Below are 24,090 nucleotides of genomic sequence, written 5' to 3'. Positions count from 1 at the left end.
AAGGTTGGCCGCAGCGGCTTGCGGCCAACCTTGCGTCACGCCTCAGCCGGCGGCGAAGTGCTTCTGGTGGCGCAGGTCCAGCCGGTTCATCGGCAGCAGCATGAAGAAGTCGGCGCAGTTGAAATCCGGGTCCCACGCCGGCTCGCCGCACACCCAGGCGCCGGCGCGCAGGTAGCCCTTGATCAGCGGCGGCAGCGGTGCCGGCGCGGCGTCGTCCTGTACCCGGTGCAGCGGCAGGGGCAGGTGCGGCGTCACCCGCCACTCCACCGGCGCCAGATGCTTGCCCTCCAGCTGGCGGTAGAGGCTGACCGCCTGATGGCCGCCGTCGACGAGGCTGACACTGGCGCAACCGGCCAGGTACTGGCCACCCTGCTGCCGCACGTAGTCGGCGAGGCCAGCCCACAGCATGGCGATCACCGCCCCGCGGCGGTAGTCCTTGTGCACGCAGGAGCGGCCGACCTCGATCACGTGGTCGCGGATGCCGGCCAGCCGCGACAGCTCGAATTCGTGCTCGGAATACAGCTGCGGCAGCTGCCGCGCCCGGTGCGGCGGCAGCATGCGGTAGGTGCCGACCACCTTACCGCTGAGGTTGTCCTCCACCAGCAGGTGGTCGCAGTGGGCGTCGTAGTCGTCACGGTCGATGCCTTCGGCGGCGGAGGCCAGCTGCGCCCCCATCTCGGTGGCAAACACCTGGTAGCGCAGCTTCTGCGCACGGCGGATGTCCTTGTCGCTGCGCGCCAGTCGCACGCTCAGCCGGGGGGCGGTGCTGACCGCCAGTTGTTCGCTCAATTGCATGCTGCATTCCTGTGCGGGGTCGATGGCTGCATGCTAAACGGCGATTCTGACAGCGCCGTGTCCAGACCATGAACGACGGGTGACCGGACGATGAAACCCTGATGACAGTCAGGGTGATGAAAATCAAGGACTTAACCTCGGTGGCGGATTTCGGTTACAATGTCCGGTTCTTTCCATTAGCCGGGCAGGTGCTGCCGGTTGCGGCCAAGCTTTAGCGATGGCCGGCACGGCGGCAACGGCTCGCAGTCTTAATTGAGCAGGCGGGCATTTCATGATTTATCCGACGACCTTTGACGTGATCGTGGTGGGCGGCGGCCATGCCGGTACCGAAGCCGCGCTGGCGGCCGCGCGCATGGGCTGCAGCACCTTGCTGCTGACCCACAATATCGAGACGCTGGGGCAGATGTCGTGCAACCCGTCGATCGGCGGCATCGGCAAGGGTCATCTGGTCAAGGAAGTGGACGCGCTCGGCGGCGCCATGGCGCTGGCCACCGACATCGGCGGCATCCAGTTCCGCACCCTGAACGCCTCCAAGGGGCCGGCGGTGCGCGCCACCCGCGCCCAGGCCGACCGCGTGCTGTACAAGGCCGCCATCCGCGAGATGCTGGAAAACCAGCCCAACCTGACGCTATTCCAGCAGCCGGTGGACGACCTCCTGATCGAGGGCGACCGCGTCGCCGGTGCCATCACCGCCATCGGCATCACCTTCCGCGGCAAGAGCGTGGTGCTCACCGCCGGCACCTTCCTGTCCGGCAAGATCCACGTCGGGCTGGAAAACTATAGCGGCGGCCGCGCCGGCGATGCCGCGGCGTCGACGCTGGGCGAACGCCTGCGCGAGCTGAGCCTGCCGGTGGGCCGCCTGAAGACCGGCACCCCGCCGCGCATCGACGGCCGCAGCATCGACTTCAGCGTGATGGAAGCGCAGCCGGGCGACACCCCGGAGCCGGTGTTCTCCTATCGCGGCAGCCGCGCGCTGCACCCGAAGCAGCTGCCGTGCTGGATCACCCACACCAACGAGCGCACCCACGACATCATCCGCAGCGGTTTTGCGCGCAGCCCGATGTTCACCGGCGTGATCGAAGGCGTCGGCCCGCGCTACTGCCCGTCGATCGAGGACAAGATCAACCGCTTCGCCGACAAGGACAGCCACCAGATCTTCCTGGAGCCGGAAGGCCTGACCACCCACGAATACTATCCGAACGGGATTTCCACCAGCCTGCCGTTCGACATCCAGCTGGCGGCGGTGCGCTCCATTCCCGGTCTGGAAAACGCGCACATCCTGCGCCCCGGCTACGCCATCGAGTACGACTACTTCGACCCGCGCGGACTGAAGTCGACGCTGGAGACCAAGGCCATCCACGGCCTGTTCTTCGCCGGCCAGATCAACGGCACCACCGGCTACGAGGAAGCGGCGGCACAGGGTCTGCTCGCCGGCCTCAACGCCGGCCTCTTCGCCCGCGAACAGGAAGGCTGGTGCCCGCGCCGCGACGAGGCCTACCTGGGCGTGCTGGTCGACGACCTGTCCACCATGGGCGTGTCCGAGCCGTACCGCATGTTCACCAGCCGTGCCGAATTCCGCCTGCAGCTGCGCGAGGACAACGCCGACCTGCGCCTGACCGAAGTTGGCCGCAAGCTGGGGCTGGTCGGTGACGCGCAGTGGGACGCCTTCTGCCGCAAGCGCGACGCGGTGGAGGCGGAAAAGCAGCGCCTGGCCACGCACTACGTGCACCCGGGCAAGCTGCAGCCGGGTGAGGACGAGGCGATGTTCGGCCAGAAGCTGGCGCGCGAGTACAGCCTGCACGACTTGCTGAAGCGGCCGAACGTCAACTACCGCCAGCTGATGACGCTGTCGCAGGCGGGGGAGGGCGTCGCCGACGAGGTGGTGGCGGAGCAGGTCGAGATCCAGGTCAAGTACCAGGGCTACATCGACCGCCAGAACGAGGAGGTGGCCAAGCGCGAGCAGCTCGACGACGTGAAGCTGCCGCTGGACATCGACTACGCGCTGGTGAAGGGCTTGTCGAAGGAAGTGTCGCAGAAGCTCAACCAGCATCGTCCGGAGACGCTGGGCCAGGCCTCGCGCATCCAGGGCATCACCCCGGCGGCGATCGCGCTGCTGCTGGTGCACCTCAAGCGCGGCTTCAGCGACGCCCGTCACGGCGCCTGAGCGCCAAATTGCTGCACTGCGCTCCGGAGTGCCGACTTCGGGGCGCATTTGTTTTTGATACCCGTTACAATCGGGCTATTCGTTTCCAATCATTGCCCAACTTCATCATGACGCACCACGCAGAACTTACCCAAGGGTTGGCCGCAATCGGCCTGGAGCTGACGCCGGAGCAGATCACTCTGCTGGAGGGCTATCTGGGCCTGCTGGCCAAGTGGAACCAGACCTACAACCTGACCGCCATCCGCGAGGAAGAGCGCATGGTCAGCTACCACCTGCTCGACAGCCTGACGCTGGTGCCGCACCTGGCCGGCGGCACGCGCCTGCTCGACGTCGGCTCCGGTGGCGGCATGCCCGGCATCCCGGCGGCGATTGCGCGCCCGGACCTGCAGGTCGTGGTGCTGGACGCCAACCACAAGAAAACCACCTTCCTGCGCCAGGCGGTGATTGAGCTGAAGCTGCCGAACGTGGAGGTGATCACCGACCGCGTCGAAGCCTACCAGCCGGCGCAGAAGTTCGACCGCATCACCAGCCGTGCCTTCTCCGAGCTGGCCGAGTTCGTCAAGCTGTCCAAGCACCTGCTGGCCGACGGCGGCCAGTTCGTGGCGATGAAGGGGGTGTACCCGTACGAAGAAATTGCGCAGCTGCCGGAAGACTTCGCGGTGTCCGAAGTGCTGCCGCTCACCGTGCCCGGTCTCGACGCCGAGCGTCACCTCGTGCGCGTCGTCGCCAAATGACGGCACGCATCATCGCGGTCGCCAACCAGAAGGGCGGCGTCGGCAAAACCACCACCGTGGTCAACCTGGCGGCCAGTCTGGCCGAGCAGGGGCGGCGGGTGCTGATCGTCGATCTCGACCCGCAGGGCAACGCCACCATGGGTAGCGGTATCGACAAGAGCGCGCTGTCGCGCTCGGTCTACCACGTGCTGCTGGCCGAGCACGAGGTGGCCGAGGTGGTGCAGCCGGCGAAGCAGGGCGGCTACGATGTGCTGCCGGCCAATCGCGACCTGTCGGCGGCCGAGGTCGAGCTGATGCAGGAGTTGGCGCGCGAGGCGCGGCTGAAGAACGCGCTGGAGCAGGTGGCGGCCAACTACGACTACATCCTGATCGACAGTCCGCCGTCGCTGAACCTGCTGACGCTGAACGGGCTGGTGGCGGCGCAGGGCGTGCTGATCCCGATGGTGTGCGAATACTACGCGCTGGAAGGGCTGACCGACCTGGTCAACACCCTGCGCAAGGTGCGATTGGCGGTCAATCCGAAAATCGAGATCATGGGCCTGCTGCGCACCATGTTTGATGCCCGTAGCAACCTGTCGCAACAGGTGTCGGAACAGCTGGCGCGCCACTTCGGCGACAAGGTGTTCGATACCGTCATCCCGCGCAACATCCGCCTGGCGGAGGCGCCCAGTCACGGCCTGCCGGCACTGATCTACGATCGCAATGCCCGCGGCGCCCAGGCGTACATCGCCCTCGCTGCGGAGCTGACTGCCCGTCTCGAACCGCAAACAACCACAGCAGAACAATAAAGATGGCCAAACTCAAAGGACTGGGCCGCGGTCTTGACGCGCTGCTCTCCACCGTCGAATCCGTTGACGACCGCCTGACCGCGCTGGCGATCGAGCGCATCCGCCCCGGCAAGTACCAGCCGCGCAGCCAGATCGACGACGCCGCACTGGAAGAGCTGACGGCCTCGATCCGCGCCCAGGGCGTGATCCAGCCGGTGGTGGTGCGCGAGGTCGGCCTCGGCGACTACGAGCTGATCGCCGGCGAGCGGCGCTGGCGTGCCAGCCGCAAGGCCGGTCTGGCCGAGATCCCGGCGGTGATCCGCAGCGTGTCCGACGAGGCGGCGCTGGCGATGGGCCTGATCGAGAACATCCAGCGTCAGGAGCTGGACCCGATCGAGGAAGCGCGCGGCCTGAAGCGGCTGATCGACGAGTTTGCCCTCACCCACGAGGCCGCCGCCGAGGCGGTCGGCCGTTCGCGCAGCGCAGTCAGCAACCTGCTGCGCCTCTTGGCGCTGCCGGAGCCGGTGCAGCAGATGCTGCACGACGGACGCCTGGAAATGGGCCATGCCCGTGCGCTGCTGCCGCTGCCGGTGCTGGAGCAGATCAGCCTGGCGCAGCAGATCGCCGCCGACGGCCTCACCGTGCGCGAGGTGGAACGGAAAGCGCAGCAGCAGGAGGCCAAGGTTGGCCGCAAGCCGGCCGCGCCGGCACGGCAGGATGCCGACGTGCGCCGGCTGGCGGAAACGCTGTCCGAGCAGTTGGGCATGAGCGTCAGTTTGCGCAATGCGGCGCGCGGCAACGGCAAGCTGATCATCGAGTATGCAAATCTGGATGAACTTGACCGGCTGCTGGAAAAACTGCAAGCAAAATCAAAGTCGTGAGCTGGATTTTGGCCATAAACAGCGGAATGAAGCAAAGTTGACGCTTTCGTCACGTCAAGCCTATAATCGTCCGATTTTTTACGATTCAGACATGATTAATCCAGACGCCAAACGCGTAGTCCGCATCCAGCTCAGACTGACGCTGCTTGCCATGCTGCTTGGCCTGGTGGCTGCCGATGCGCCACTGAATGCCGCCATGTCTGTGTTGTTGGGTGGTTTGTGCGCCATTATTCCGGCGCTGGTGTACATCCGCATCGCCGGTACGCTGCAGCGTGGCGATCCGGCGGCCATCATGCGCAGTCATTACCGCGCGGCCGCGGCAAAATTTATACTGACACTGCTCCTATTTGGTGGTGTGCTTTTGTTTTTCAAGGATTTATCGGTGCCGGGATTGTTTGGTGGCTTCATCGCCGCCACTTCCGCGTACTGGTTCGGGCTTCTGATCAAAAATTGAGACCAAAGCAATGGCAAGCAACGCAACTGAATATATCCAGCATCACCTGACATTCTGGAAGTCATCGCATGAAGGCGGCTTCTGGACCCTGCACCTCGACACCTTCTCGGTATCGCTGATCCTCGGCTTCATTTTCCTGGCCGTGTTCGCCACCGTGGCACGCAACGCCAAGATGGAAAACCCGGGCCGCTTGCAGATGTTCGTCGAAACCATCGTCGAGATGGTCGACACTCAGGTGAAAGAAATTTTCCACGCCAAGAGCAAGGTCATCGCCCCGCTGGCACTGACCATCTTCTGCTGGATTTTCCTGATGAACACCATGGACCTGCTGCCGGTTGACCTGCTGCCGATGGTGGCGCAGTGGATCGGTCACACCTTCTTCGGTGCCGACCCGGCTCACGTCTACCTGCGCGTGGTACCGTCCGCCGACGTGAACGCCACTTTCGCGATGTCACTGTCTGTGATGCTGTGCATCATCGGTTTCTCCATCGCTGCCAAGGGCCTGGGCGGCTGGACCAAGGAACTGTTCACCGCACCGTTCCATGCCGAAGGTCTGGTGATGACCATCATCTTGGCACCGGTCAACTTCGCGTTCCAGCTGGTTGAACTGGCCGCCAAGCCGATCTCTCTCGCACTTCGTTTGTTCGGTAACATGTACTCCGGCGAACTGATCTTCATCCTGATTGCACTGCTGCCGGTTGCGTTCCAGTGGATTCTGGGCGCGCCATGGGCGATCTTCCACATCCTGGTGATCACCCTGCAGGCTTTCGTGTTCATGATGCTGACCATCGTGTATCTCAGCCTCGCGGTCGAGAAGCACTGATTTAACGATTTTCTTAGTACCTTTTTTCAAACCATCCTTGCACTTAGTCTTTAGGAGATTTAAATGGAAGCTCTCGTTTCTCAGATCCAGTCGATGACCGCTCTGGCCGCAGCCCTGATCATTGGTCTTGGCGCGATTGGTACTGCCCTGGGTTTTGCCATCCTCGGCGGTAAGTTTCTGGAATCGTCCGCTCGTCAACCTGAGCTGATCCCTGTTCTGCAAACCAAACTGTTCATTATCGCCGGTCTGCTGGACGCGATCTCCATGATCGGTGTGGGTGTTGCCATGCTGTACACCTTCAACAACCCGTTCCTGACCGCAGCTATCGCTGCCGTTAAAGCTGGCGCTTAATTTTTAACGCAAGCGGTTGTTGTCGTAACCCCACTGGAGGAAAACAAGCGTGGAATTCAATGCAACACTACTAGGCCAGGCGATCACGTTCGCTATCCTGGTATGGTTCACCATGAAGTTTGTTTGGCCTCCGCTTACCAACATGATGGACGAGCGTGCCAAGCGTATTGCTGATGGCTTGGCCGCTGCAGAGCGTGGCAAACAGGATCTGGAAGCAGCCGAAAAGCGCGTTGCTGACGAACTTCGTCAGGCAAAACAACAAGCTACCGAGCTGGTCCTAGCCGCTGAAAAGCGTGCCAACCAGATCGTGGATGAAGCCAAGGACGCAGCTCGCACCGAAGGTGCAAAGCTGGTGGCGGACGCGAAGGCCCAGATCGATCAGGAAGTCTTGCGTGCCAAGGAGTCGCTGCGTGAGCAGGTTGCCTCCCTGGCCGTGAGCGGCGCGGAAAAGATCCTGCGCAAAGAGATCGATGCAGCCAAGCACGCTGATCTGTTAGCTTCCATCAAAGCGGAGTTTTAAACAACTCATGGCAGAACTTATTACCGTAGCAAGGCCCTATGCCGAAGCGGTATACAGCCTGGCCGCCGAGCAGCAGTCGCAGGCCAAATGGTCTGAAGCGCTCGCGTGGCTGGCTGCCATGGTGACAAACCCGGACGTGGCCCAGGTGGTCACCAACCCGAAACATACCGCGCAAGAGGTTGAGGCGCTGTTGTTGGACGTGTTGGGTGAACGTGGCAGTGACGACATCAAGAAGTTCGTTGTCACCCTCATCGAAAACCGCCGTCTGACATTGTTACCGGAAATTGCTGGCCAGTTTGAACAGCTCCGAGCCAAGTCCGAGGGAGTCGTCGACGCAGTCGTCGAATCGGCTTTCCCGCTGACCGAAGCTCAGCAAACCGATCTGATCGCCGCGCTTACCAAGAAGTATGGCAAGACCGTACGAATTGAAGTGCGCGAAGCTGCCGAGCTTATCGGCGGCGTACGCATTTTGATCGGTGATGACGTGATTGACGCGTCTGTGAGCGGCAAACTGCACGCAATGGCGGCAAGCCTCAAGAATTAGGAGAGATCATGCAGTTGAACCCCTCTGAAATCAGTGACCTGATCAAGGCCAAGATTCAGAACCTGTCCGAAGGTGTAGAGACGCGTACCAAAGGTACCGTGATCTCCGTAACTGACGGTATCGTTCGTATCCACGGCCTGACAGACGTGATGCAGGGTGAAATGCTCGAGTTCTCGGGCAACACCTTTGGCCTGGCCATGAACCTGGAGCGTGACTCCGTTGGTGCCGTGATCCTGGGCGAGTACGAGCACATCTCTGAAGGTCAGGAAGTTAAGTGTACCGGTCGCATTCTGGAAGTGCCGGTAGGTCCTGAGCTGGTTGGCCGCGTGGTGAACGCGCTGGGTCAGCCGATCGACGGTAAAGGCCCGATCAACGCGGCCAAATCCTCCCCGATCGAAAAGATTGCTCCGGGCGTGATCGCCCGTCAGTCCGTTTCGCAGCCTATGCAGACCGGCCTGAAGTCGATCGACTCCATGGTACCGGTTGGTCGTGGCCAGCGTGAGCTGATCATTGGCGACCGTCAGACAGGCAAGACCGCTGTCGCACTGGATGCGATCGTTAACCAGAAAGGCACCGGTGTTGTCTGCATCTACGTAGCCGTAGGTCAGAAAGCATCGTCGATCGCCAACGTGGTTCGCAAACTGGAAGAGCACGGTGCACTGGCCCACACCATCGTGGTTGCCGCGACCGCTTCCGAAGCCGCCGCGCTGCAGTTCATTGCCCCGTACTCCGGTTGCGCAATGGGCGAATACTTCCGCGACATCGGTGAAGATGCGCTGATCGTATACGACGACCTGTCCAAACAGGCCGTTGCCTACCGTCAGATCTCGCTGCTGCTGCGTCGTCCACCGGGCCGTGAAGCCTATCCTGGCGACGTATTCTACCTGCACTCCCGTCTGCTGGAGCGCGCTTCCCGCATCAACGAGGACGAGGTAGAGAAGCTGACTGGTGGCGCCGTGAAAGGCAAAACCGGCTCGCTGACCGCGCTGCCGATCATCGAAACCCAAGCTGGCGACGTTTCCGCCTTCGTTCCGACCAACGTGATTTCGATTACCGACGGTCAGATCTTCCTGGAAACCGACCTGTTCAACGCCGGTATCCGTCCTGCGATCAACGCCGGTATTTCGGTGTCGCGCGTGGGTGGTGCAGCTCAGACCAAAGTCATCAAGAAGCTGGGCGGCGGTATTCGTCTGGCCTTGGCCCAGTATCGCGAACTGGCTGCGTTCTCGCAGTTTGCTTCCGACCTGGACGAAGCAACCCGCAAGCAGCTGCAGCACGGTGAAGTGGTTACCGAACTGATGAAGCAGAAGCAGTTCTCGACCCTGTCGACCGCCGAAATGGCGCTGACTCTGTGGTCCGTGAACAAGGGTTACTACGAAGATGTGCCAGTGAAGAGCGCGTTGGCTTTCGAAGCCGCCTTCCTGGCCTATGTTCGCGCCAACCATGCTGATGTACTGGCTGCAACGGATGCGAGCGGTGACCTGTCTGCCGACAACGAAAAAGTACTGGCCTCGGCGATCGCGTCGTTCAAGGCTGGCTACAGTTTCTAAACTGAGTCTTTCGGACAACCTCGAGTTAAAGAAAGGTTCGGGATATGGCAGTCGGTAAAGAGATTCTCACCAAGATCCGAAGCGTGCAGAACACGCAGAAGATCACCCGCGCTATGCAAATGGTGTCAACCTCCAAGATGCGCAAAACGCAAGAGCGTATGCGCGCTGCCCGTCCTTACGCCGAGAAGGTGCGCTCCGTTATGGCGCACCTGGCTTCGGCCAACACGGATCTGGAGCACCCACTGCTTGCACGTCGTGACGTTATCAAGCGTGCCGGTATTCTGTTGATCACTTCGGACAAAGGCCTTTGCGGTGGCTTGAACGCCAATACCCTGAAGCGCTTTTATGCCAAAGTCAGCGAACTGCAAGCGCAAGATGTCGCAGTTGACGTCTGCGCGATCGGCCAGAAAGGCCTTGCAGCATGCCAGCGCGCCAAACTGAACGTTGTGGCAAGTGCGGTTCAGCTGGGCGATGTGCCCAAGCTGGAAAAATTGATCGGCCCGCTTACAGTACTGCTGAAACAGTATGCTGAAGGCGAACTGGATGCGGTTTATATCGTGTATTCCCGTTTCATCAACACGATGAAGCAGGAGCCAGCCCTGGAACAACTGTTGCCGTTGACCGACGAGCATATGGTATCGGAGCACACCCATTCGTGGGACTACCTCTACGAGCCGAATGCCACTGACGTGATGGAGTTCCTGGTGAAGCGTTATCTGGAGTCCGTGGTGTACCAGTCCGTGGCGGAAAACATTGCTTCCGAGCAAGCCGCCCGTATGGTCGCCATGAAGGCTGCAACCGATAACGCGGGTAATGCGATCAAGCAACTGCGTCTTGTGTATAACAAGTCGCGTCAGGCAGCAATTACCAAAGAGCTGTCCGAGATCGTGTCTGGTGCCGCTGCGGTATAACCGTCGCAGGACTGTAAAAGTTTATTGAGTTAGGAACCGATAATGAGCCAAGGCAAAATCGTACAAATCATTGGCCCGGTGGTTGACGTGGAATTCCCACGCGACGCCATGCCAAAGATTTATGATGCCCTGAAGCTGGTTGACGCAGATCTGACGCTTGAAGTCCAGCAGCAGCTGGGTGACGGCGTCGTGCGTACCATCGCGATGGGTAGCTCTGACGGCCTGAAGCGTGGCATGGCGATCACCAATACCGGCGCACCGATTTCGGTACCGGTTGGCGCTGCCACCCTCGGTCGTATCATGGATGTACTGGGCAATCCGGTTGACGAAGCAGGTCCGGTGGCTAGCGAATCCGTTCGCGCCATTCACCAGACTGCGCCGAAGTTTGACGAACTGTCCTCCGCTACTGAACTGCTGGAAACTGGCATCAAGGTTATTGACCTGCTGTGCCCGTTTGCCAAAGGCGGTAAGGTGGGTCTGTTCGGTGGTGCCGGTGTCGGCAAGACCGTTAACATGATGGAACTGATCAACAACATTGCCAAGGCACACTCGGGTCTGTCCGTGTTTGCCGGCGTTGGTGAGCGCACTCGTGAAGGTAACGACTTCTACCACGAGATGAAGGACTCCAACGTTCTGGACAAGGTGGCAATGGTGTACGGCCAGATGAACGAGCCGCCAGGCAACCGTCTGCGCGTAGCGCTGACCGGTCTGACCATGGCCGAGCATTTCCGCGACGAGAAGGACGAAAACGGCAAGGGCCGCGACGTGCTGTTCTTCGTGGACAACATCTACCGTTACACACTGGCCGGTACCGAAGTATCCGCACTGCTGGGCCGTATGCCTTCCGCAGTGGGTTACCAGCCGACCCTGGCCGAAGAAATGGGCCGTCTGCAAGAACGTATTACCTCGACCAAGGATGGTTCCATTACCTCCATCCAGGCCGTTTACGTTCCAGCCGACGACTTGACCGACCCGTCTCCTGCCACAACGTTTGCCCACCTGGACGCAACCGTGGTGCTGTCGCGTGACATCGCTTCCCTTGGTATCTACCCTGCGGTAGACCCACTGGATTCGACTTCCCGTCAGTTGGATCCGCTGGTTGTTGGCGACGAGCACTACACCGTTGCCCGCGGCGTGCAGACTACCCTGCAGAAGTACAAGGAACTGCGTGACATCATCGCGATTCTGGGTATGGACGAACTGTCTGAAGAAGACAAGCTCACCGTATACCGCGCGCGTAAGATCCAGCGTTTCCTGTCCCAGCCGTTCCACGTGGCAGAAGTGTTTACCGGCTCGCCGGGCAAATACGTTCCGCTGAAGGAAACGATCAAGGGCTTCAAGGCAATTATCAGCGGCGAGTACGACCATCTGCCGGAACAGGCGTTCTACATGGTCGGCTCCATCGACGAAGCTGTCGAGAAAGCCAAGACCCTTTAATCAAGGAGAGGGCTAATGGCCAAGATGCATGTGGAAGTGGTCAGTACCGAACAGCAGATCTACTCCGGTGAAGCCGAATTTCTGGTGGCACCGGCTCAGGAAGGCGAGATCGGTATCTATCCACGTCACGTGCCGCTGTTGACCCGTATCAAGCCAGGTCTGTTGCGTTTGACAGTGCCTGGTTCCAAGGAAGAAGTGCTGGTGGCGGTATCCGGTGGCATGATGGAAGTGCAACCGAACCACATCACGGTTCTTGCGGATACGGCGATTCGCGGTGAGGATCTCGACGAAGCGCGTGCGGCAGAAGCCAAGCGTACTGCTGAGGATGCCCTCAAGCATGCGGCCAGTGATCAAGACACGGCGAAAGCACAAGCTGCTCTGGCTTCTGCGATTGCCCAGCTCAAGGCACTGGAGTATCTGCGCAAGCGCGTGCACTAAGCGCGTCAGCGTTTGCTGTATAGTTCAGGCTGTCACTCCGGTGACAGCCTTTTTCATTTCTGGATAGACAGGCATACTCGCCGCCTGGCTATTGTCATTATCTGGACGGTTCATGGACTCTCTCAGCGTTGTCATTCTGGCTGCCGGCAAAGGCAAGCGTATGTATTCGGCCTTGCCCAAGGTATTGCACCCGATCGGCGGACAGCCGATGCTGGCGCGCGTGATCGCGACCGCCCGCCAGCTGCAGCCGGCCAAGATCGTGGTGGTCTACGGTCACGGCGGCGAACAGGTACGCGAGCAGATCCAGGACCCGGACATCGCCTGGGCGCTGCAGGCCGAGCAGCTGGGCACCGGCCACGCGCTGAAGATGGCGCTGCCGCACCTGCCCAAGGTTGGCCGCACGCTGGTGCTGTACGGCGACGTGCCGCTGACCACGGTGGCGACCCTGCAGCAGTTGCTGGCGGCGGCGGAGCAGGGCATGGCCTTGCTGGTCGACGTGTTGCCGGATGCCAGCGGTTACGGCCGCATCGTGCGCAATGCCGCCGGCGACATCGTCGCCATCGTGGAAGACAAGGACTGCAACCCGCAGCAGAAGGCGATCCGCGAGATCAATACCGGCATGCTGGTGCTGCCGAACGAGCGCCTCGACGGCTGGCTCGGCGCGCTGAAGAACGGCAACGCGCAGGGCGAATACTACCTGACCGACGTCATCGGTCTGGCGGTGGCCGACGGCCTGGCGGTCGCCGGCGTCACCGTGGCCGCCTCGTGGGAGGCCGCCGGCGTCAACAACAAGTGGCAGCTGGCCGAGCTGGAGCGTCAGCTGCAGCTGAACCAGGCGCGGGCGCTGCTCACCGCCGGCGTCACCCTCGCCGATCCGGCGCGCATCGACGTGCGCGGCGAACTGCAGCACGGCATGGACGTCAGCATCGACGTCGGCTGCGTGTTCGAAGGCCAGGTCAGCCTGGGTGATAACGTGCAGATCGGCGCCTACTGCGTGCTGAAGAACGTCACCGTCGCCGCCGGCACCCGCATTGCGCCGTACTCGCATCTGGAAGAGGCGGTGGTCGGCGAAGGCTGCCGCATCGGGCCGTACGCCCGCCTGCGCCCGGGCGCCAGCCTGGCCGCACACGTGCACGTCGGTAACTTTGTCGAGATCAAGAAGGCGACCGTGGGCGAAGGTTCCAAGGTCAATCATCTCACCTACATCGGCGACGCCGACATCGGCAGCAAGGTCAATGTCGGCGCCGGCTCGGTCACCTGCAACTACGACGGCGTCAACAAGTACCGCACCGTGATCGGCGACGGCGTGTTCGTCGGCTCCGGCACGCTGATGGTCGCGCCGGTGACGCTGGAAGAGGGCGCCACCATCGGCGCCGGCTCGGTGCTCACCAAGACCGCGCCCGCCGGCCAGCTCACCGTGGCGCGCGCCAAGCAGCTGACGGTGCCGGGCTGGCAGCGTCCGCAGAAGAAAAACTGACGCGTTTTCGTGCAGCAGAAAACCGCCTTGGCCGTCCGGCAAGGCGGTTTTTTCTTGCCTGTTTTGTCAGCAAAGGTTGGTCGCAAGACAGCTGTCCGCTAAGTCGACAAACTGGACTTGTGCCGGTCAACTTTCGCTGATATATTTCGCGAAACTTTCGAAACGAAATATTGCATGACCAAGCGAAATACTCAGCAGCGTCGTCACGCCATCGTTGCCCTGGTGCAGGAACATGGTGAAGTCAGCGTCGATGACCTGACCCGCCGCTTTGATACCTCGGAAGTCACCATCCGCAAGGATCTTGCCCTGCTGGAAACCAGCGGGCTGCTGCTGCGCCGTTACGGTGGTGCGGTGGCCTTGCCGGCCGAGATCGTGAGCGCCGATGCCGAAAAAGTTTCGCAACGAAAGATGGCGATTGCCCGCGCTGCCGCCGAGCGCATCCGCGACCACAATCGCATCATCATTGACAGCGGTAGCACCACCTGCGCCGTCATCCCGCTGCTGGCGCCGAAGCAGGGCCTCGTCGTGATGACCAACTCGCTGAACGTGGCCGCTGCACTGCGCGAACTCGAAAACGAGCCGACCCTGCTGATGACTGGGGGCACCTGGGATCCGAACTCCGAGTCCTTCCAGGGCCAGGTGGCCGAGCAGGTGCTGCGCTCCTACGACTTTGACCAGCTGTTTGTCGGTGCCGACGGCATCGATCTCGAACGCGGCACCACCACCTTTCACGAGCTGGTCGGCCTGTCGCGCGTGATGGCTGAATCGGCACGCGAAGTGATCGTCATGGCCGAGTCCGACAAGGTTGGCCGCAAGATTCCGAATCTCGAGCTGCCGTGGCAGCAAATTCACACCCTGATTACCGATGACGGCCTCAGCGATGCGGCCCGTACCCAGATTGCCGCGCGCGGCGTGCAGGTGATCTGCGCCCCAGTCGGCGAAACGCCAAGGAGAAAATGAATGTGTGGCATTGTTGGCGCGATTGCTTCGCGCGATATCGTTCCGGTACTGGTCGAGGGCCTGAAGCGCCTGGAATACCGTGGCTATGACTCGTCCGGCATCGCCGTGCACGCCGGCGACCAGATCACCCGCGTACGCCGGGTTGGCCGCGTGGCCGAGATGGAGGCCGCGGCGCAGGCCGACAAGGTGCACGGCGAGCTGGGCATCGGCCACACTCGCTGGGCTACCCACGGCGGCGTCACCGAATACAACGCCCACCCGCACGTGTCGCACGGCCTGATCGCGGTGGTGCACAACGGCATCATCGAAAACCACGAACAGAAGCGCGCCGAGCTGAAGGCCGCCGGCTACGTCTTCGAATCGCAGACCGACACCGAGGTGATCGCCCACCTGGTGCACCAGTACTACCTGCAGGAGAAGGACCTGTTCCGCGCCGTGCACAAGGCCACCCGCGAGCTGACCGGCGCCTACGCCATCGGCGTCATCGCGCTGGACCGTCCGGACGAACTGGTGTGCGCGCGCATGGGCTGCCCGCTGCTGGTCGGCCTGGGCGACGGCGAAAACTTCATCGCCTCCGACGTCTCCGCCATTCTGTCGGCCACCCGCCGCGTGATCTTCCTGGAAGAGGGCGACATCGGCCGCCTGACCCGCGACGGCGTGACGCTGATCGACAAGGACGACCAGCCGGTGGAACGCAAGGTGCACGTGTCCGACGTGTCGCTGGCCTCGCTGGAGCTGGGCCCGTACAGCCACTTCATGCAGAAGGAAATCCACGAGCAGCCGAAAGCGCTGTCCGACACCATCGAGGCGATTCTGGACGACGGTTTTAGCGCGGCACTGTTCGGCGCCAATGCGGCCAACGTGTTGCCGACGCTGAGCGGCGTGAAGATCCTCGCCTGCGGCACCAGCTACTACGCCGGCCTCACCGCCAAGTACTGGATCGAAAGCATCGCCGGCGTGGTGTGCGACGTGGAAATCGCCAGCGAATACCGCTACCGCGACGCCTTTGCCGATCCGCAGCACCTGGTGGTGACCATCTCGCAGTCCGGCGAGACGCTGGACACCATGGAAGCGCTGAAATACGCGAAGTCGCTGGGCCACCGCCACGCGCTGTCGATCTGCAACGTGCGCGAATCGGCCATCCCGCGTGCCTCCGACCTGGTGTTCTACACCCGCGCCGGTGCCGAAATCGGCGTCGCCTCCACCAAGGCGTTCACCACCCAGCTGGTCAGCCTGTTCGCGCTGGCGGTGACACTGGGCAAGGTGCGCGGCCGCGTGACTGCCGAGCAGGAAGCGCAGTACTTGGCCGAATTGCGCCACCTGCCGGGCAGCGTGCAGCACGCGCTGAACCTGGAGCCGCAGATCACCGCCTGGTCGGCACAGTTCGCCGCCAAGAACGATGCGCTGTTCCTCGGCCGCGGCCTGCACTACCCGATCGCGCTGGAAGGCGCGCTGAAGCTGAAGGAAATCTCCTACATCCACGCCGAGGCCTACCCAGCCGGCGAGTTGAAACACGGCCCGCTGGCGCTGGTGGACGAGAACATGCCGGTGGTGGTGATCGCCCCCAACGACGTGCTGCTGGAGAAGGTGAAGTCCAATATGCAGGAAGTGCGCGCCCGTGGCGGCGAGCTGTTCGTGTTCGCCGACGCCGACAGCCACTTCAGCGATTCCGACGGCGTACACGTGATCCGCACCCCGCGCCACGTCGGCGTGCTCAGCCCGATCGTGCACTCCATCCCGGTGCAGCTGCTGGCCTACCACGTGGCGCTGACGCGCGGTACCGATGTCGACAAGCCACGTAACCTGGCAAAAAGTGTGACAGTTGAATAAAAATGCTTAAATTTACATGACTACTGTTTTGATAAAATAAAGTTCTTTATTATCAAATAAAGTTCTTTCTCAATAAATAAAGTACTTTACCGTTTGATGATTGAAAAAATTACGTTTTTCATTGCATCGGCATTGCCAGCTTGTTGCTGGTAGATCAAAAAAAAGAGGCCCGGAAGGGCCTCTTTTCTTATACGACTGGTGATCTAAGAGAACAAAGTCTGTCACGAGGTAATGAAGTCTGTCACGACGATGGCATGATCAATTTTTGCCAGTAGTACTAAACAAAGAGGCCCGCGAGGGCCTCATTTCGTTTGAGATTGCTGGTTTTGACGGTGCGCAAGAGCAAGGATCGATGGGGCTGCTTGTCGGCCAGAGCAGTCATTCATGCCATGAATAAAAAATGACTGCTTTCACAACATGAAGCAGCCATTTAAGTATCTAGTAGACCCGAAGCGACTCAGGAAAGCCTATCAGACCAAGAACTGTCTAATTGTGACTCTCTTCACTCATAGGCTAACCGAACTAATTACTGACACCACAGCCTTGCCCACATCGACAGTGGTCGCATTGCCACCCATGTCCGGCGTGCGTGGCCCTTCTGCCAATACCGTTTCGATCGCGCTCATCACCACAGCAGCAGCCTCCGGATAGCCCAGATGCTCAAGCATCATCGAACCGGCCCAGATCTGGCCGACTGGATTGGCGATGCCCTTGCCGGCAATATCCGGTGCGGAGCCGTGGACCGGCTCGAACAGCGACGGGAAGCGCCGCTCCGGATTCAGGTTCGCGGATGGAGCGATACCGATCGTGCCAGTGCAAGCTGGACCAAGATCGGACAGAATGTCACCGAACAGGTTGGACGCCACCACCACATCAAACCAGTCGGGGTGCTGCACAAAGTGGGCTGTCAGGATGTCGATGTGGTATTTATCTGTGCGGATGTCCGGATAGTTGGCTGCCATTGCGGTAAACCGCTCGTCCCAGTACGGCATTGAAATCGAGATGCCGTTCGACTTGGTGGCGGAGGTCACATGCTTCTTCGGCCGTTGCTGCGCCAGCTCAAAAGCGAACTTCATGATGCGGTCGGTACCCTGCCGTGTAAACACGCTCTCCTGCACCACGAACTCACGCTCGGTGCCGGTGAACATCTTGCCACCCAGACTGGAATACTCGCCTTCGGTGTTTTCGCGCACCACGTAGAAGTCGATGTCGCCGACCTGGCGGTTGGCCAACGGTGACGGGATACCCGGCATCAGTCGCACCGGGCGCAGGCTCACATACTGGTCGAATTCACGCCGGAACTTTACCAACAACCCCCACAGCGAGATGTGATCATGCACCAGAGCCGGCCAGCCGACGGCACCGAAGTAGATGGCGTCATGCGTGCCTATCTGCACCTTCCAATCCTCGGGCATCATCACGCCGTGTTTGAGATAGTAGTCGCAGCTCCAGTCGAACTCGTCCCATTGGAACGCGATGCCGAATTTGCTGGCCACAGCATCGAGCACGCGCAGCCCTTCTGGTATCACTTCTTTCCCAATGCCATCGCCAGGGATGACGGCAATTCTGTGAGATTTCATCATTGTCTCCAGGTAAACGCTGCAGAGCAGCGATTGGGGCTGGTCTTATCGATTGGCGTAAGTCTCCGCGCTTCTGACAGCATTTCGAAGCGTTCCGATTCCTTCAACATACACCTCGACGGTGTCCCCGTCTTGCAAGAACAGCGGTGGGGTGCGCTTCTTACCGACACCACCGGGCGAGCCGGTCAGGATGACGTCACCGGCGGACAACGCACTGAAGGTGCTGATGTATTCAATCAGCGCTGGTATTTTATGGATCATGCCGCTGGTCCTGGCATCCTGAACCTTGCAGCCATTCAGGTACGTTTCGATTGCCAAATCATGAGGGTCAGGCAGTTCATCGCTCGTTACCAACCAGGGGCCAAACGCGCCAGTTTTGGGCCAGTTCTTGCCCGCAGTAAACCAGCTATGCTGCCAGTCTCGTACACTGCCATCCATATAGCAGCTGTACCCGGCCACATAGGACATCGCCTCTTTCTGATTAATGTTTCTACCGGCTTTGCCAATGACAATTGCCAGCTCACCTTCGTAATCCAGTTCATTTGATTCTTCTGGCTTAAGTACGAAATCGCCATGACCTGTTTGTGAATCAGGAAATCGGACAAACAAAGTTGGCGCGGGGCTTGAAGCATCAAACTCCTGGCGTTTTTCTTGGTAATTCATTCCCACACCAAAAATCTTGTTTGGATTATCAATGACAGGAAGGAAACAAACTTCGTTAGATTGGTAGTCTGCGGGATAATCACAGAACACCTGCAGGGATGACACCGCCTCAGCTGCAAGGACAGCCTTGAGATCAGCATACTGATAAGCGAGGCGACAGCCTATGTCGACAATGCCTTTCTCGGTAACAAGCCCATAGCTTTTCCTTCTTTCAGCAAGAGAAATAAAATTTATCAGCTTCACTTCAAAACCTCCAAGTATATAATGTTGTTTATAATTATTCTTACAAAACTAAAATGACAGTCTTCACAAAATATGTGACCAGTTTTGATAAAAAACACAACAAAACCAACGTTGATTAATTTTAAATTTTAAAAATTGCCACAGATTCATGAAGACCGCTAGATATAACCTTTACCTTTTCTACTAAATCATCACTTGATCTAATTGCAAGGTGGTTTTCGCTAGCCATCTTGGCTATTTTTTCAACATTTAATGCAATGTCTTTACTAGCCGCCGCCTGCCCCTGTACTGAATCTGCCATTAGCATGGCCCCACTACTAGTTTTTTCAACGGAGGCACCAGATGCAGAAAGTACGAGGATCATTGATTCTAAATATTTTCGACTAGCATTGAGTGATTTCTGCCCACTATCCAGAAAGCTTTCTACTTTTATTGATTGACGATTGAGGGTGGCGGTTACTTCATCAATGTGACCTGCTGACTTAGCAGATTCCTCCGCTAGTTTTCTTACTTCATCGGCAACTACAGCAAAACCACGACCAGCCTCACCGGCCCGTGCTGCTTCAATAGCAGCATTTAGTGCCAACAAGTTTGTTTGTTCGGCTATTGATTTAACCTGCTCAGTCATATCTGTAATGGAGCGTACACTTGCTACAAATTCATGAACTGAAGTGGAAATATCCTCAACTGCCTGCTCGGTATTTCTAACTTCGTCAACTATCAAGTTCATAGCCTGATTACCTTCCTGAACCTGAACAAGTCCTACTTGTGTCAACTTCTGTAATTCGTTAGCGTTTTGGCTAATAGATATAATTCCAGTAGATATTTTCTCCACAGCAACAGCAGTTGATGCAGCAGCTGTACTTTGTGTTTGCGAACGTAGCGCAATTTGTTTTGATGCACTAGCAATCTGAGAGGTCATAATAGCGGCCTCTTCTGCGTGGCATCGCACCCTCTTTACTGCTTTGGCAAGACAATCAGACATGTCGGCTAATGCCCGCAGTAAGTTACCTGTTTCATCGGAAGCACTTGTATTAACCTTAACTCTCAGGTCTCCGGCAGCAACCAGATTAGCAACATCAATGGCCTTCTTCAGAGGGCGTGTGATGCTCCTGGCAATTACCCAAGCAATAATAACTCCTAGTAACACAGCGCCAAAACCAAGGGACAGCATCCAAGTTCGACTCTCACGATATGTCTCATCGACATAACGAGCATGGTGATCGAGTTCATCTCTCTGCATTTTGAGAAATACCTGTATCTTCTCGAGATAGATCCTTGAAGCAGGAAGAAACTGGTCTTGAAATAGTTGCTCTGCAAGATCGCTCTGCCCTTCCTTCTTCGCATTGGTCATACGATCTCTAGCCTGCAGAAAGCGTTGCCTTTTGTCCCCAATTTCTGCAAATAAAGCTTTCTCACTAGGAGAAGACAACAAATCTTCTATCTGCTTTTGCAGATAATTATTCTGTTGGGTAGATTTTTTTTGATCTTCAGCGAAAAACTGAGCAAGATTTTCATCCTTGCTAACAGCTATCGCAGTACTTCGACGAACGCCAGCGTTAACATTTGTATACCAGTCACTTACTAGACGTTCTTTGACTATCGGTCGACGCATCATCTCTTGGGTGGCAAGAGCTACATCATGCAAACACCATATTCCCATGGCTGTGATTGTTACGAAGAGGCTAAGCACTGTGGCAAATCCTGCGCTCAGACGCTGACCCACGGTCATATTTAAATTAAAGATCATCCAGTATCTCTCAATATTGTTATGGCAATAATTATCTGGTTTGCTCTTAAATAAACTATGTGCAACAGAGAAAGCAAAATCAGCTCAATTGCTTGCTGCCACATTCGAAGTAGCACCGCTTCATGATATTGGTGTTTATGCAGTTCAATCTTTACATTGGAATAATTTTGGCACCACAATAACACACCACTCATTTCGAATAACAATGAAAATGCGGCGCGTGGGCAAATCACCCTCCACGCCGCACATTCATTACAGCACTAAAAATATCAACTACTTAATAAAACTCAACTCTTTGCAAATCCGATCAAGAATTGGTTTTTTCTTTTCATTGAACGAAGTTTTATTCTGCTGGATCAGATTATTTCCTTTAATGTCAATTGAAATAATAAGCGGTCCAAACTCCTTAACACGGTTTATCCAGAGAGTCTCTGGCATACCAAGATCTTGCCATTCAGCGCCCTCAATTTCCTCAACTTGAGTCGCGGCAAGTACAGCACACCCGCCCGGAAAAATGGCGTGAACTGCAATGTGCTCCTGGCACCCTGCTGCCGTTTCCGGCCCCATGCCCCCCTTACCAACAATTAGTTTGACGCCGGTTTGTTTGATAAATTCACGCTCAAACTTTTCCATACGCATACTGGTCGTTGGGCCAATAGAGACCATTTCGAAGTTACCATCATCCTTTTTACGAACGATCGGGCCGGCGTGAAAAATAGCACCGCCTTCGAGATTGACTGGCAATTCACGCCCCTGTTCGATCAGGCGGCGATGCGCCACGTCACGGCAGGTCACTAGACGCCCGGTCAAATAAACAACGTCACCGACATTAAGGCTTGCAAGATCTTCGTCCTTGATGGGTGTAGTCAGAATTTTTTTCACAGTACCACTCCTTCGTGGGAAAGAATTTCGTAAGACATATCGGCATTAATACGGATCTTGCCGCGACGGTGTGCCCAGCAACCGGTATTTACGGCTACACCGATAGTGGAAGGGTGACGAGCAGATGACTCGATATTCACACCCATCACGCTGTTATTACCAGTTAGGCCCTGTGGCCCGATGCCAACCTCATTGAGGCCCTGCTCCAATAGCTCTTCCATCAAGGCAGCACGAGGGTTGGAGCTCTTGGAATCGACCGGACGCATGATCGCTAACTTGGATAGGCGAGCTGCGGTCTCTACCGAGGTAGAGACCCCGACACCAACCAAAAGTGGTGGGCATGCATTGACACCACGTTCAGTGATGACGTCCATGACAAACTCTGCAACTCCCTCGTAGCCTTGACCCGGCATCAGCACTTTGGCTGCCCCTGGCAAAGTGCAACCGCCACCTGCCATGTACACATCGATGGTGCAACTATCCTTCTCCGGAACAATGCGCCAGTCCAACCATGGGATATTGGTTCCAGTATTAGTACCAGTGTTCTTTTCATCGAAGGTTTCGACTGCGTTATGACGCAATGGTCCGATACGGGTGGCTTCAGCAGTCGCTTCCTTTAGGATTTCCTCCAGCTCGCCGAGGAGCGGAAAGTTTGCGCCGGCTTCGACGAAGTATTGAATAACGCCGGTGTCCTGACAGCTTGGGCGGTTCAATTTGTCCGCTGCTTCCTGATTGCCAGCCATTGAGTCATAAATTGACTTGGCCAAAGGGTTGGTTTCCATCGTACGCAGGTCGGCTAGTTTGGCCTTAACGTCTTTGGGCAAGCGCTTACCGATGTAGGCGGTGAACTTAGCCATTACGTCCGTCAGGGACTGGACTGCAAATTCTTTGTCCATTGGGTACTCCTTCACTAATACATTTGGTGGTGGGTTGGGGGTAGCCTGATCAACGGGCCGCAGCATTGGCCGTTTCCAACACAGGCTTAGTTGAACGTGCCAGTACTAGAGTGAGAACAGCAGAGAGCACAAGCAAACCGGCGACGAAGTACAGGCCACCGGCGTAGCTGCCAGTTTGGTCCTTGACCCAGCCGATCATTGCCGGACCGGCAAAACCGCCGAGATTGCCAATAGAGTTGATGGTGGCAATGCCTGTTGCTGCAGCGGCACCGGACAGGAACATTGTCGGCATACTCCACAACGGTGGCTTGGCGCAGCTAATACCAACATTCACGATGGTCAGGGCGGCAATCAAACCAACGACGCTATTTGCGCCAGCGGCGATCACAAGACCGATCGAAGCAGCCAAGCAAGCCAGAATGACGTGCCAAGTACGCTCGCCAGTGCGGTCGGAATGACGCGACCACAACACCATGGCAATCACCGAGACGACCGGAGGGATGGCATTCAGGAAGCCAACAGTCATCGACGACACGCCCAACTGCTTAATGATCTGAGGAGCCCAGATACCGAGGGTGTACAGACCGGCCGAAGTACCGAAGTAAATCAGGGCCAATGCCAGTACTCGGGGATTGGCCAAGCCACTCAGAATTCCGTGCTTGGCATTGCCAGCTTTGCTGGCATTTTCCTCGGCCATCGCCTTGACCAGCCAGGCGCGCTCGTCGTCCTTCAACCACTTGGCCTGTTCAGGCTTATCGGTCATGTAGAAGAATACGACCACACCAAGGATCAGCGCCGGAATCGCCTCGAGAACGAACATCCACTGCCAGCCGTGCATACCCATGACCCCGTCCATCTCCAGCAATGCAGCAGAAATCGGAGAGCCAAGAGCGGTCGAGATCGGCGCGGCCGCCATGAAGAGAGCAGTGACACTGGCACGATGCCGGGCCGGGAACCAGTAGCTGAGATAGAGGATAATGCCAGGGAAGAAGCCAGCCTCCGCCGCACCAAGCAGGAAGCGCATGATGTAGAAGCTGGTCGCCCCTTCGACGAAAGCCATACAGCCCGAGATGATGCCCCATGTCACCATCACTCGTGCGATCCAAACCCGGGCTCCGAATTTATGTAGGACGATATTGGAGGGGACTTCAAACATGAAGTAGCCCCAGAAAAAAATGCCAGCGCCGAAACCTAGGACCGAGGCGCTGAAGCCAAGATCCTCTTTCATGGTCAATGCGGCGAAGCCGATGTTGACCCGGTCGAGGTAAGCGACGAAGTACAAAAGCATGATAAATGGCACGATGCGCCAGGTGATACGGCGCAAGGTCCGCTTTTCGATATCCATTTCCATGGAATGTCTCCTCTTTCTTTGTTAACTCTTCGTTGCGAATGGCAACGAACTCTCTACCGTCTTGTGCGGCTTGATTTGCAGTCGTCAAT

At 58.1% G+C, this 24,090-nt stretch carries 23 protein-coding genes; 16 read left to right on the top strand and 7 right to left on the bottom strand.

The window, feature by feature from the left end:
• Window positions 1-42 precede the first annotated feature (42 nt).
• Window positions 43-795 carry a GNAT family N-acetyltransferase gene (locus IE100_RS15345; protein ID WP_189375394.1) on the bottom strand — a complete coding sequence of 251 codons (753 nt, stop codon included), beginning with the start codon at window positions 793-795 and terminating at the stop codon, window positions 43-45.
• Window positions 796-1,066: 271 nt separating this feature from the next.
• Here IE100_RS15345 and mnmG point away from each other — a divergent pair, with 271 nt between their 5' ends.
• From mnmG to glmS, 16 genes are all read left to right on the top strand, one after another.
• Window positions 1,067-2,959, top strand: a complete 1,893-nt coding sequence (gene mnmG, locus IE100_RS15340; protein WP_189375393.1) for a tRNA uridine-5-carboxymethylaminomethyl(34) synthesis enzyme MnmG — start codon at window positions 1,067-1,069, stop codon at window positions 2,957-2,959.
• A gap of 107 nt (window positions 2,960-3,066) precedes the next feature.
• Window positions 3,067-3,693 carry a 16S rRNA (guanine(527)-N(7))-methyltransferase RsmG gene (gene rsmG / locus IE100_RS15335; RefSeq protein ID WP_189375392.1) on the top strand — a complete coding sequence of 209 codons (627 nt, stop codon included), beginning with the start codon at window positions 3,067-3,069 and terminating at the stop codon, window positions 3,691-3,693.
• On the top strand, window positions 3,690-4,481 hold the full coding sequence (locus IE100_RS15330) for a ParA family protein (protein WP_047968198.1): 792 nt from the start codon (window positions 3,690-3,692) through the stop codon (window positions 4,479-4,481). Before rsmG ends, IE100_RS15330 begins: the two co-directional genes overlap by 4 nt.
• 2 nt (window positions 4,482-4,483) lie before the next feature.
• Complete coding sequence (locus tag IE100_RS15325) at window positions 4,484-5,341, top strand: ParB/RepB/Spo0J family partition protein (RefSeq protein ID WP_189375390.1); 858 nt, start codon at window positions 4,484-4,486, stop codon at window positions 5,339-5,341.
• The gene (locus IE100_RS15320) at window positions 5,292-5,795 is read left to right on the top strand and encodes an ATP synthase subunit I (RefSeq protein WP_229800410.1); all 504 of its coding nucleotides are present in this window, start codon (window positions 5,292-5,294) and stop codon (window positions 5,793-5,795) included. Before IE100_RS15325 ends, IE100_RS15320 begins: the two co-directional genes overlap by 50 nt.
• A gap of 10 nt (window positions 5,796-5,805) precedes the next feature.
• On the top strand, window positions 5,806-6,618 hold the full coding sequence (atpB, locus tag IE100_RS15315) for a F0F1 ATP synthase subunit A (protein WP_189375388.1): 813 nt from the start codon (window positions 5,806-5,808) through the stop codon (window positions 6,616-6,618).
• A gap of 63 nt (window positions 6,619-6,681) precedes the next feature.
• Complete coding sequence (gene atpE / locus IE100_RS15310; RefSeq protein ID WP_047968194.1) at window positions 6,682-6,969, top strand: F0F1 ATP synthase subunit C; 288 nt, start codon at window positions 6,682-6,684, stop codon at window positions 6,967-6,969.
• A gap of 49 nt (window positions 6,970-7,018) precedes the next feature.
• Window positions 7,019-7,489: a F0F1 ATP synthase subunit B gene (locus IE100_RS15305; RefSeq protein WP_189375386.1), complete on the top strand. Its 471-nt coding sequence runs from the start codon at window positions 7,019-7,021 to the stop codon at window positions 7,487-7,489.
• Between the two features lie 7 nt (window positions 7,490-7,496).
• Entirely contained in the window at window positions 7,497-8,033 is a 537-nt protein-coding gene (locus IE100_RS15300; protein WP_189375384.1) for a F0F1 ATP synthase subunit delta, read from the top strand.
• 8 nt (window positions 8,034-8,041) lie between these two features.
• On the top strand, window positions 8,042-9,583 hold the full coding sequence (gene atpA, locus IE100_RS15295; RefSeq protein ID WP_189375382.1) for a F0F1 ATP synthase subunit alpha: 1,542 nt from the start codon (window positions 8,042-8,044) through the stop codon (window positions 9,581-9,583).
• A 44-nt stretch (window positions 9,584-9,627) separates the two neighbouring features.
• Entirely contained in the window at window positions 9,628-10,494 is an 867-nt protein-coding gene (atpG, locus tag IE100_RS15290; RefSeq protein WP_047968190.1) for a F0F1 ATP synthase subunit gamma, read from the top strand.
• A 42-nt stretch (window positions 10,495-10,536) separates the two neighbouring features.
• Complete coding sequence (gene atpD / locus IE100_RS15285) at window positions 10,537-11,931, top strand: F0F1 ATP synthase subunit beta (protein ID WP_189375380.1); 1,395 nt, start codon at window positions 10,537-10,539, stop codon at window positions 11,929-11,931.
• Window positions 11,932-11,946: 15 nt separating this feature from the next.
• Window positions 11,947-12,369 (top strand): F0F1 ATP synthase subunit epsilon, encoded by a 423-nt coding sequence (locus tag IE100_RS15280; protein WP_047968188.1) that lies wholly within the window; start codon window positions 11,947-11,949, stop codon window positions 12,367-12,369.
• A gap of 112 nt (window positions 12,370-12,481) precedes the next feature.
• Window positions 12,482-13,846, top strand: coding sequence for a bifunctional UDP-N-acetylglucosamine diphosphorylase/glucosamine-1-phosphate N-acetyltransferase GlmU (gene glmU / locus IE100_RS15275; RefSeq protein ID WP_189375378.1), 1,365 nt, complete (start codon window positions 12,482-12,484; stop codon window positions 13,844-13,846).
• A 174-nt stretch (window positions 13,847-14,020) separates the two neighbouring features.
• On the top strand, window positions 14,021-14,806 hold the full coding sequence (locus IE100_RS15270; RefSeq protein WP_189375376.1) for a DeoR/GlpR family DNA-binding transcription regulator: 786 nt from the start codon (window positions 14,021-14,023) through the stop codon (window positions 14,804-14,806).
• Window positions 14,807-16,636 (top strand): glutamine--fructose-6-phosphate transaminase (isomerizing), encoded by a 1,830-nt coding sequence (glmS, locus tag IE100_RS15265; RefSeq protein WP_189375374.1) that lies wholly within the window; start codon window positions 14,807-14,809, stop codon window positions 16,634-16,636. It abuts the gene before it with no gap.
• A gap of 506 nt (window positions 16,637-17,142) precedes the next feature.
• Here glmS and IE100_RS15260 read toward each other — a convergent pair.
• The 6 genes from IE100_RS15260 to IE100_RS15235 form a co-directional block, all read right to left on the bottom strand.
• Window positions 17,143-18,219 carry a tartrate dehydrogenase gene (locus IE100_RS15260; RefSeq protein WP_189375372.1) on the bottom strand — a complete coding sequence of 359 codons (1,077 nt, stop codon included), beginning with the start codon at window positions 18,217-18,219 and terminating at the stop codon, window positions 17,143-17,145.
• Window positions 18,220-18,261: 42 nt separating this feature from the next.
• Window positions 18,262-19,122 carry a fumarylacetoacetate hydrolase family protein gene (locus IE100_RS15255; protein ID WP_189375371.1) on the bottom strand — a complete coding sequence of 287 codons (861 nt, stop codon included), beginning with the start codon at window positions 19,120-19,122 and terminating at the stop codon, window positions 18,262-18,264.
• A 121-nt stretch (window positions 19,123-19,243) separates the two neighbouring features.
• Window positions 19,244-20,872 (bottom strand): methyl-accepting chemotaxis protein, encoded by a 1,629-nt coding sequence (locus tag IE100_RS15250; RefSeq protein WP_189375369.1) that lies wholly within the window; start codon window positions 20,870-20,872, stop codon window positions 19,244-19,246.
• 273 nt (window positions 20,873-21,145) lie between these two features.
• The gene (ttdB, locus tag IE100_RS15245) at window positions 21,146-21,754 is read right to left on the bottom strand and encodes a L(+)-tartrate dehydratase subunit beta (protein WP_189375368.1); all 609 of its coding nucleotides are present in this window, start codon (window positions 21,752-21,754) and stop codon (window positions 21,146-21,148) included.
• Window positions 21,751-22,650, bottom strand: coding sequence for a L(+)-tartrate dehydratase subunit alpha (gene ttdA, locus IE100_RS15240; RefSeq protein ID WP_189375366.1), 900 nt, complete (start codon window positions 22,648-22,650; stop codon window positions 21,751-21,753). The genes ttdB and ttdA overlap by 4 nt, the downstream gene beginning before the upstream one ends.
• Window positions 22,651-22,699: 49 nt before the next feature.
• Window positions 22,700-24,001: an MFS transporter gene (locus IE100_RS15235; protein ID WP_189375364.1), complete on the bottom strand. Its 1,302-nt coding sequence runs from the start codon at window positions 23,999-24,001 to the stop codon at window positions 22,700-22,702.
• Between the last annotated feature and the right edge of the window lie 89 nt (window positions 24,002-24,090).

The sequence above is a fragment of the Vogesella alkaliphila genome, from assembly GCF_014652475.1.
GTDB classification, from domain to species: Bacteria; Pseudomonadota; Gammaproteobacteria; order Burkholderiales; family Chromobacteriaceae; genus Vogesella; species Vogesella alkaliphila.
Note: the sequence above shows the minus strand (reverse complement) of the source record. Positions and strands in the feature narration are given on the sequence as shown.

Coding starts and splice junctions, on each gene's coding strand:
- rsmG (WP_189375392.1), top strand. CDS start 3,067: ATGACGCACCACGCAGAACTTACCCAAGGGTTGGCCGCAATCGGCCTG.
- glmU (WP_189375378.1), top strand. CDS start 12,482: ATGGACTCTCTCAGCGTTGTCATTCTGGCTGCCGGCAAAGGCAAGCGT.
- atpB (WP_189375388.1), top strand. CDS start 5,806: ATGGCAAGCAACGCAACTGAATATATCCAGCATCACCTGACATTCTGG.
- IE100_RS15345 (WP_189375394.1), bottom strand. CDS start 795: ATGCAATTGAGCGAACAACTGGCGGTCAGCACCGCCCCCCGGCTGAGC.
- glmS (WP_189375374.1), top strand. CDS start 14,807: ATGTGTGGCATTGTTGGCGCGATTGCTTCGCGCGATATCGTTCCGGTA.
- ttdA (WP_189375366.1), bottom strand. CDS start 22,650: ATGGACAAAGAATTTGCAGTCCAGTCCCTGACGGACGTAATGGCTAAG.
- atpG (WP_047968190.1), top strand. CDS start 9,628: ATGGCAGTCGGTAAAGAGATTCTCACCAAGATCCGAAGCGTGCAGAAC.
- IE100_RS15320 (WP_229800410.1), top strand. CDS start 5,292: ATGAACTTGACCGGCTGCTGGAAAAACTGCAAGCAAAATCAAAGTCGT.
- atpA (WP_189375382.1), top strand. CDS start 8,042: ATGCAGTTGAACCCCTCTGAAATCAGTGACCTGATCAAGGCCAAGATT.
- IE100_RS15330 (WP_047968198.1), top strand. CDS start 3,690: ATGACGGCACGCATCATCGCGGTCGCCAACCAGAAGGGCGGCGTCGGC.
- mnmG (WP_189375393.1), top strand. CDS start 1,067: ATGATTTATCCGACGACCTTTGACGTGATCGTGGTGGGCGGCGGCCAT.
- atpD (WP_189375380.1), top strand. CDS start 10,537: ATGAGCCAAGGCAAAATCGTACAAATCATTGGCCCGGTGGTTGACGTG.
- IE100_RS15250 (WP_189375369.1), bottom strand. CDS start 20,872: ATGATCTTTAATTTAAATATGACCGTGGGTCAGCGTCTGAGCGCAGGA.
- IE100_RS15300 (WP_189375384.1), top strand. CDS start 7,497: ATGGCAGAACTTATTACCGTAGCAAGGCCCTATGCCGAAGCGGTATAC.
- IE100_RS15260 (WP_189375372.1), bottom strand. CDS start 18,219: ATGATGAAATCTCACAGAATTGCCGTCATCCCTGGCGATGGCATTGGG.
- IE100_RS15325 (WP_189375390.1), top strand. CDS start 4,484: ATGGCCAAACTCAAAGGACTGGGCCGCGGTCTTGACGCGCTGCTCTCC.
- IE100_RS15270 (WP_189375376.1), top strand. CDS start 14,021: ATGACCAAGCGAAATACTCAGCAGCGTCGTCACGCCATCGTTGCCCTG.
- atpE (WP_047968194.1), top strand. CDS start 6,682: ATGGAAGCTCTCGTTTCTCAGATCCAGTCGATGACCGCTCTGGCCGCA.
- IE100_RS15280 (WP_047968188.1), top strand. CDS start 11,947: ATGGCCAAGATGCATGTGGAAGTGGTCAGTACCGAACAGCAGATCTAC.
- IE100_RS15235 (WP_189375364.1), bottom strand. CDS start 24,001: ATGGAAATGGATATCGAAAAGCGGACCTTGCGCCGTATCACCTGGCGC.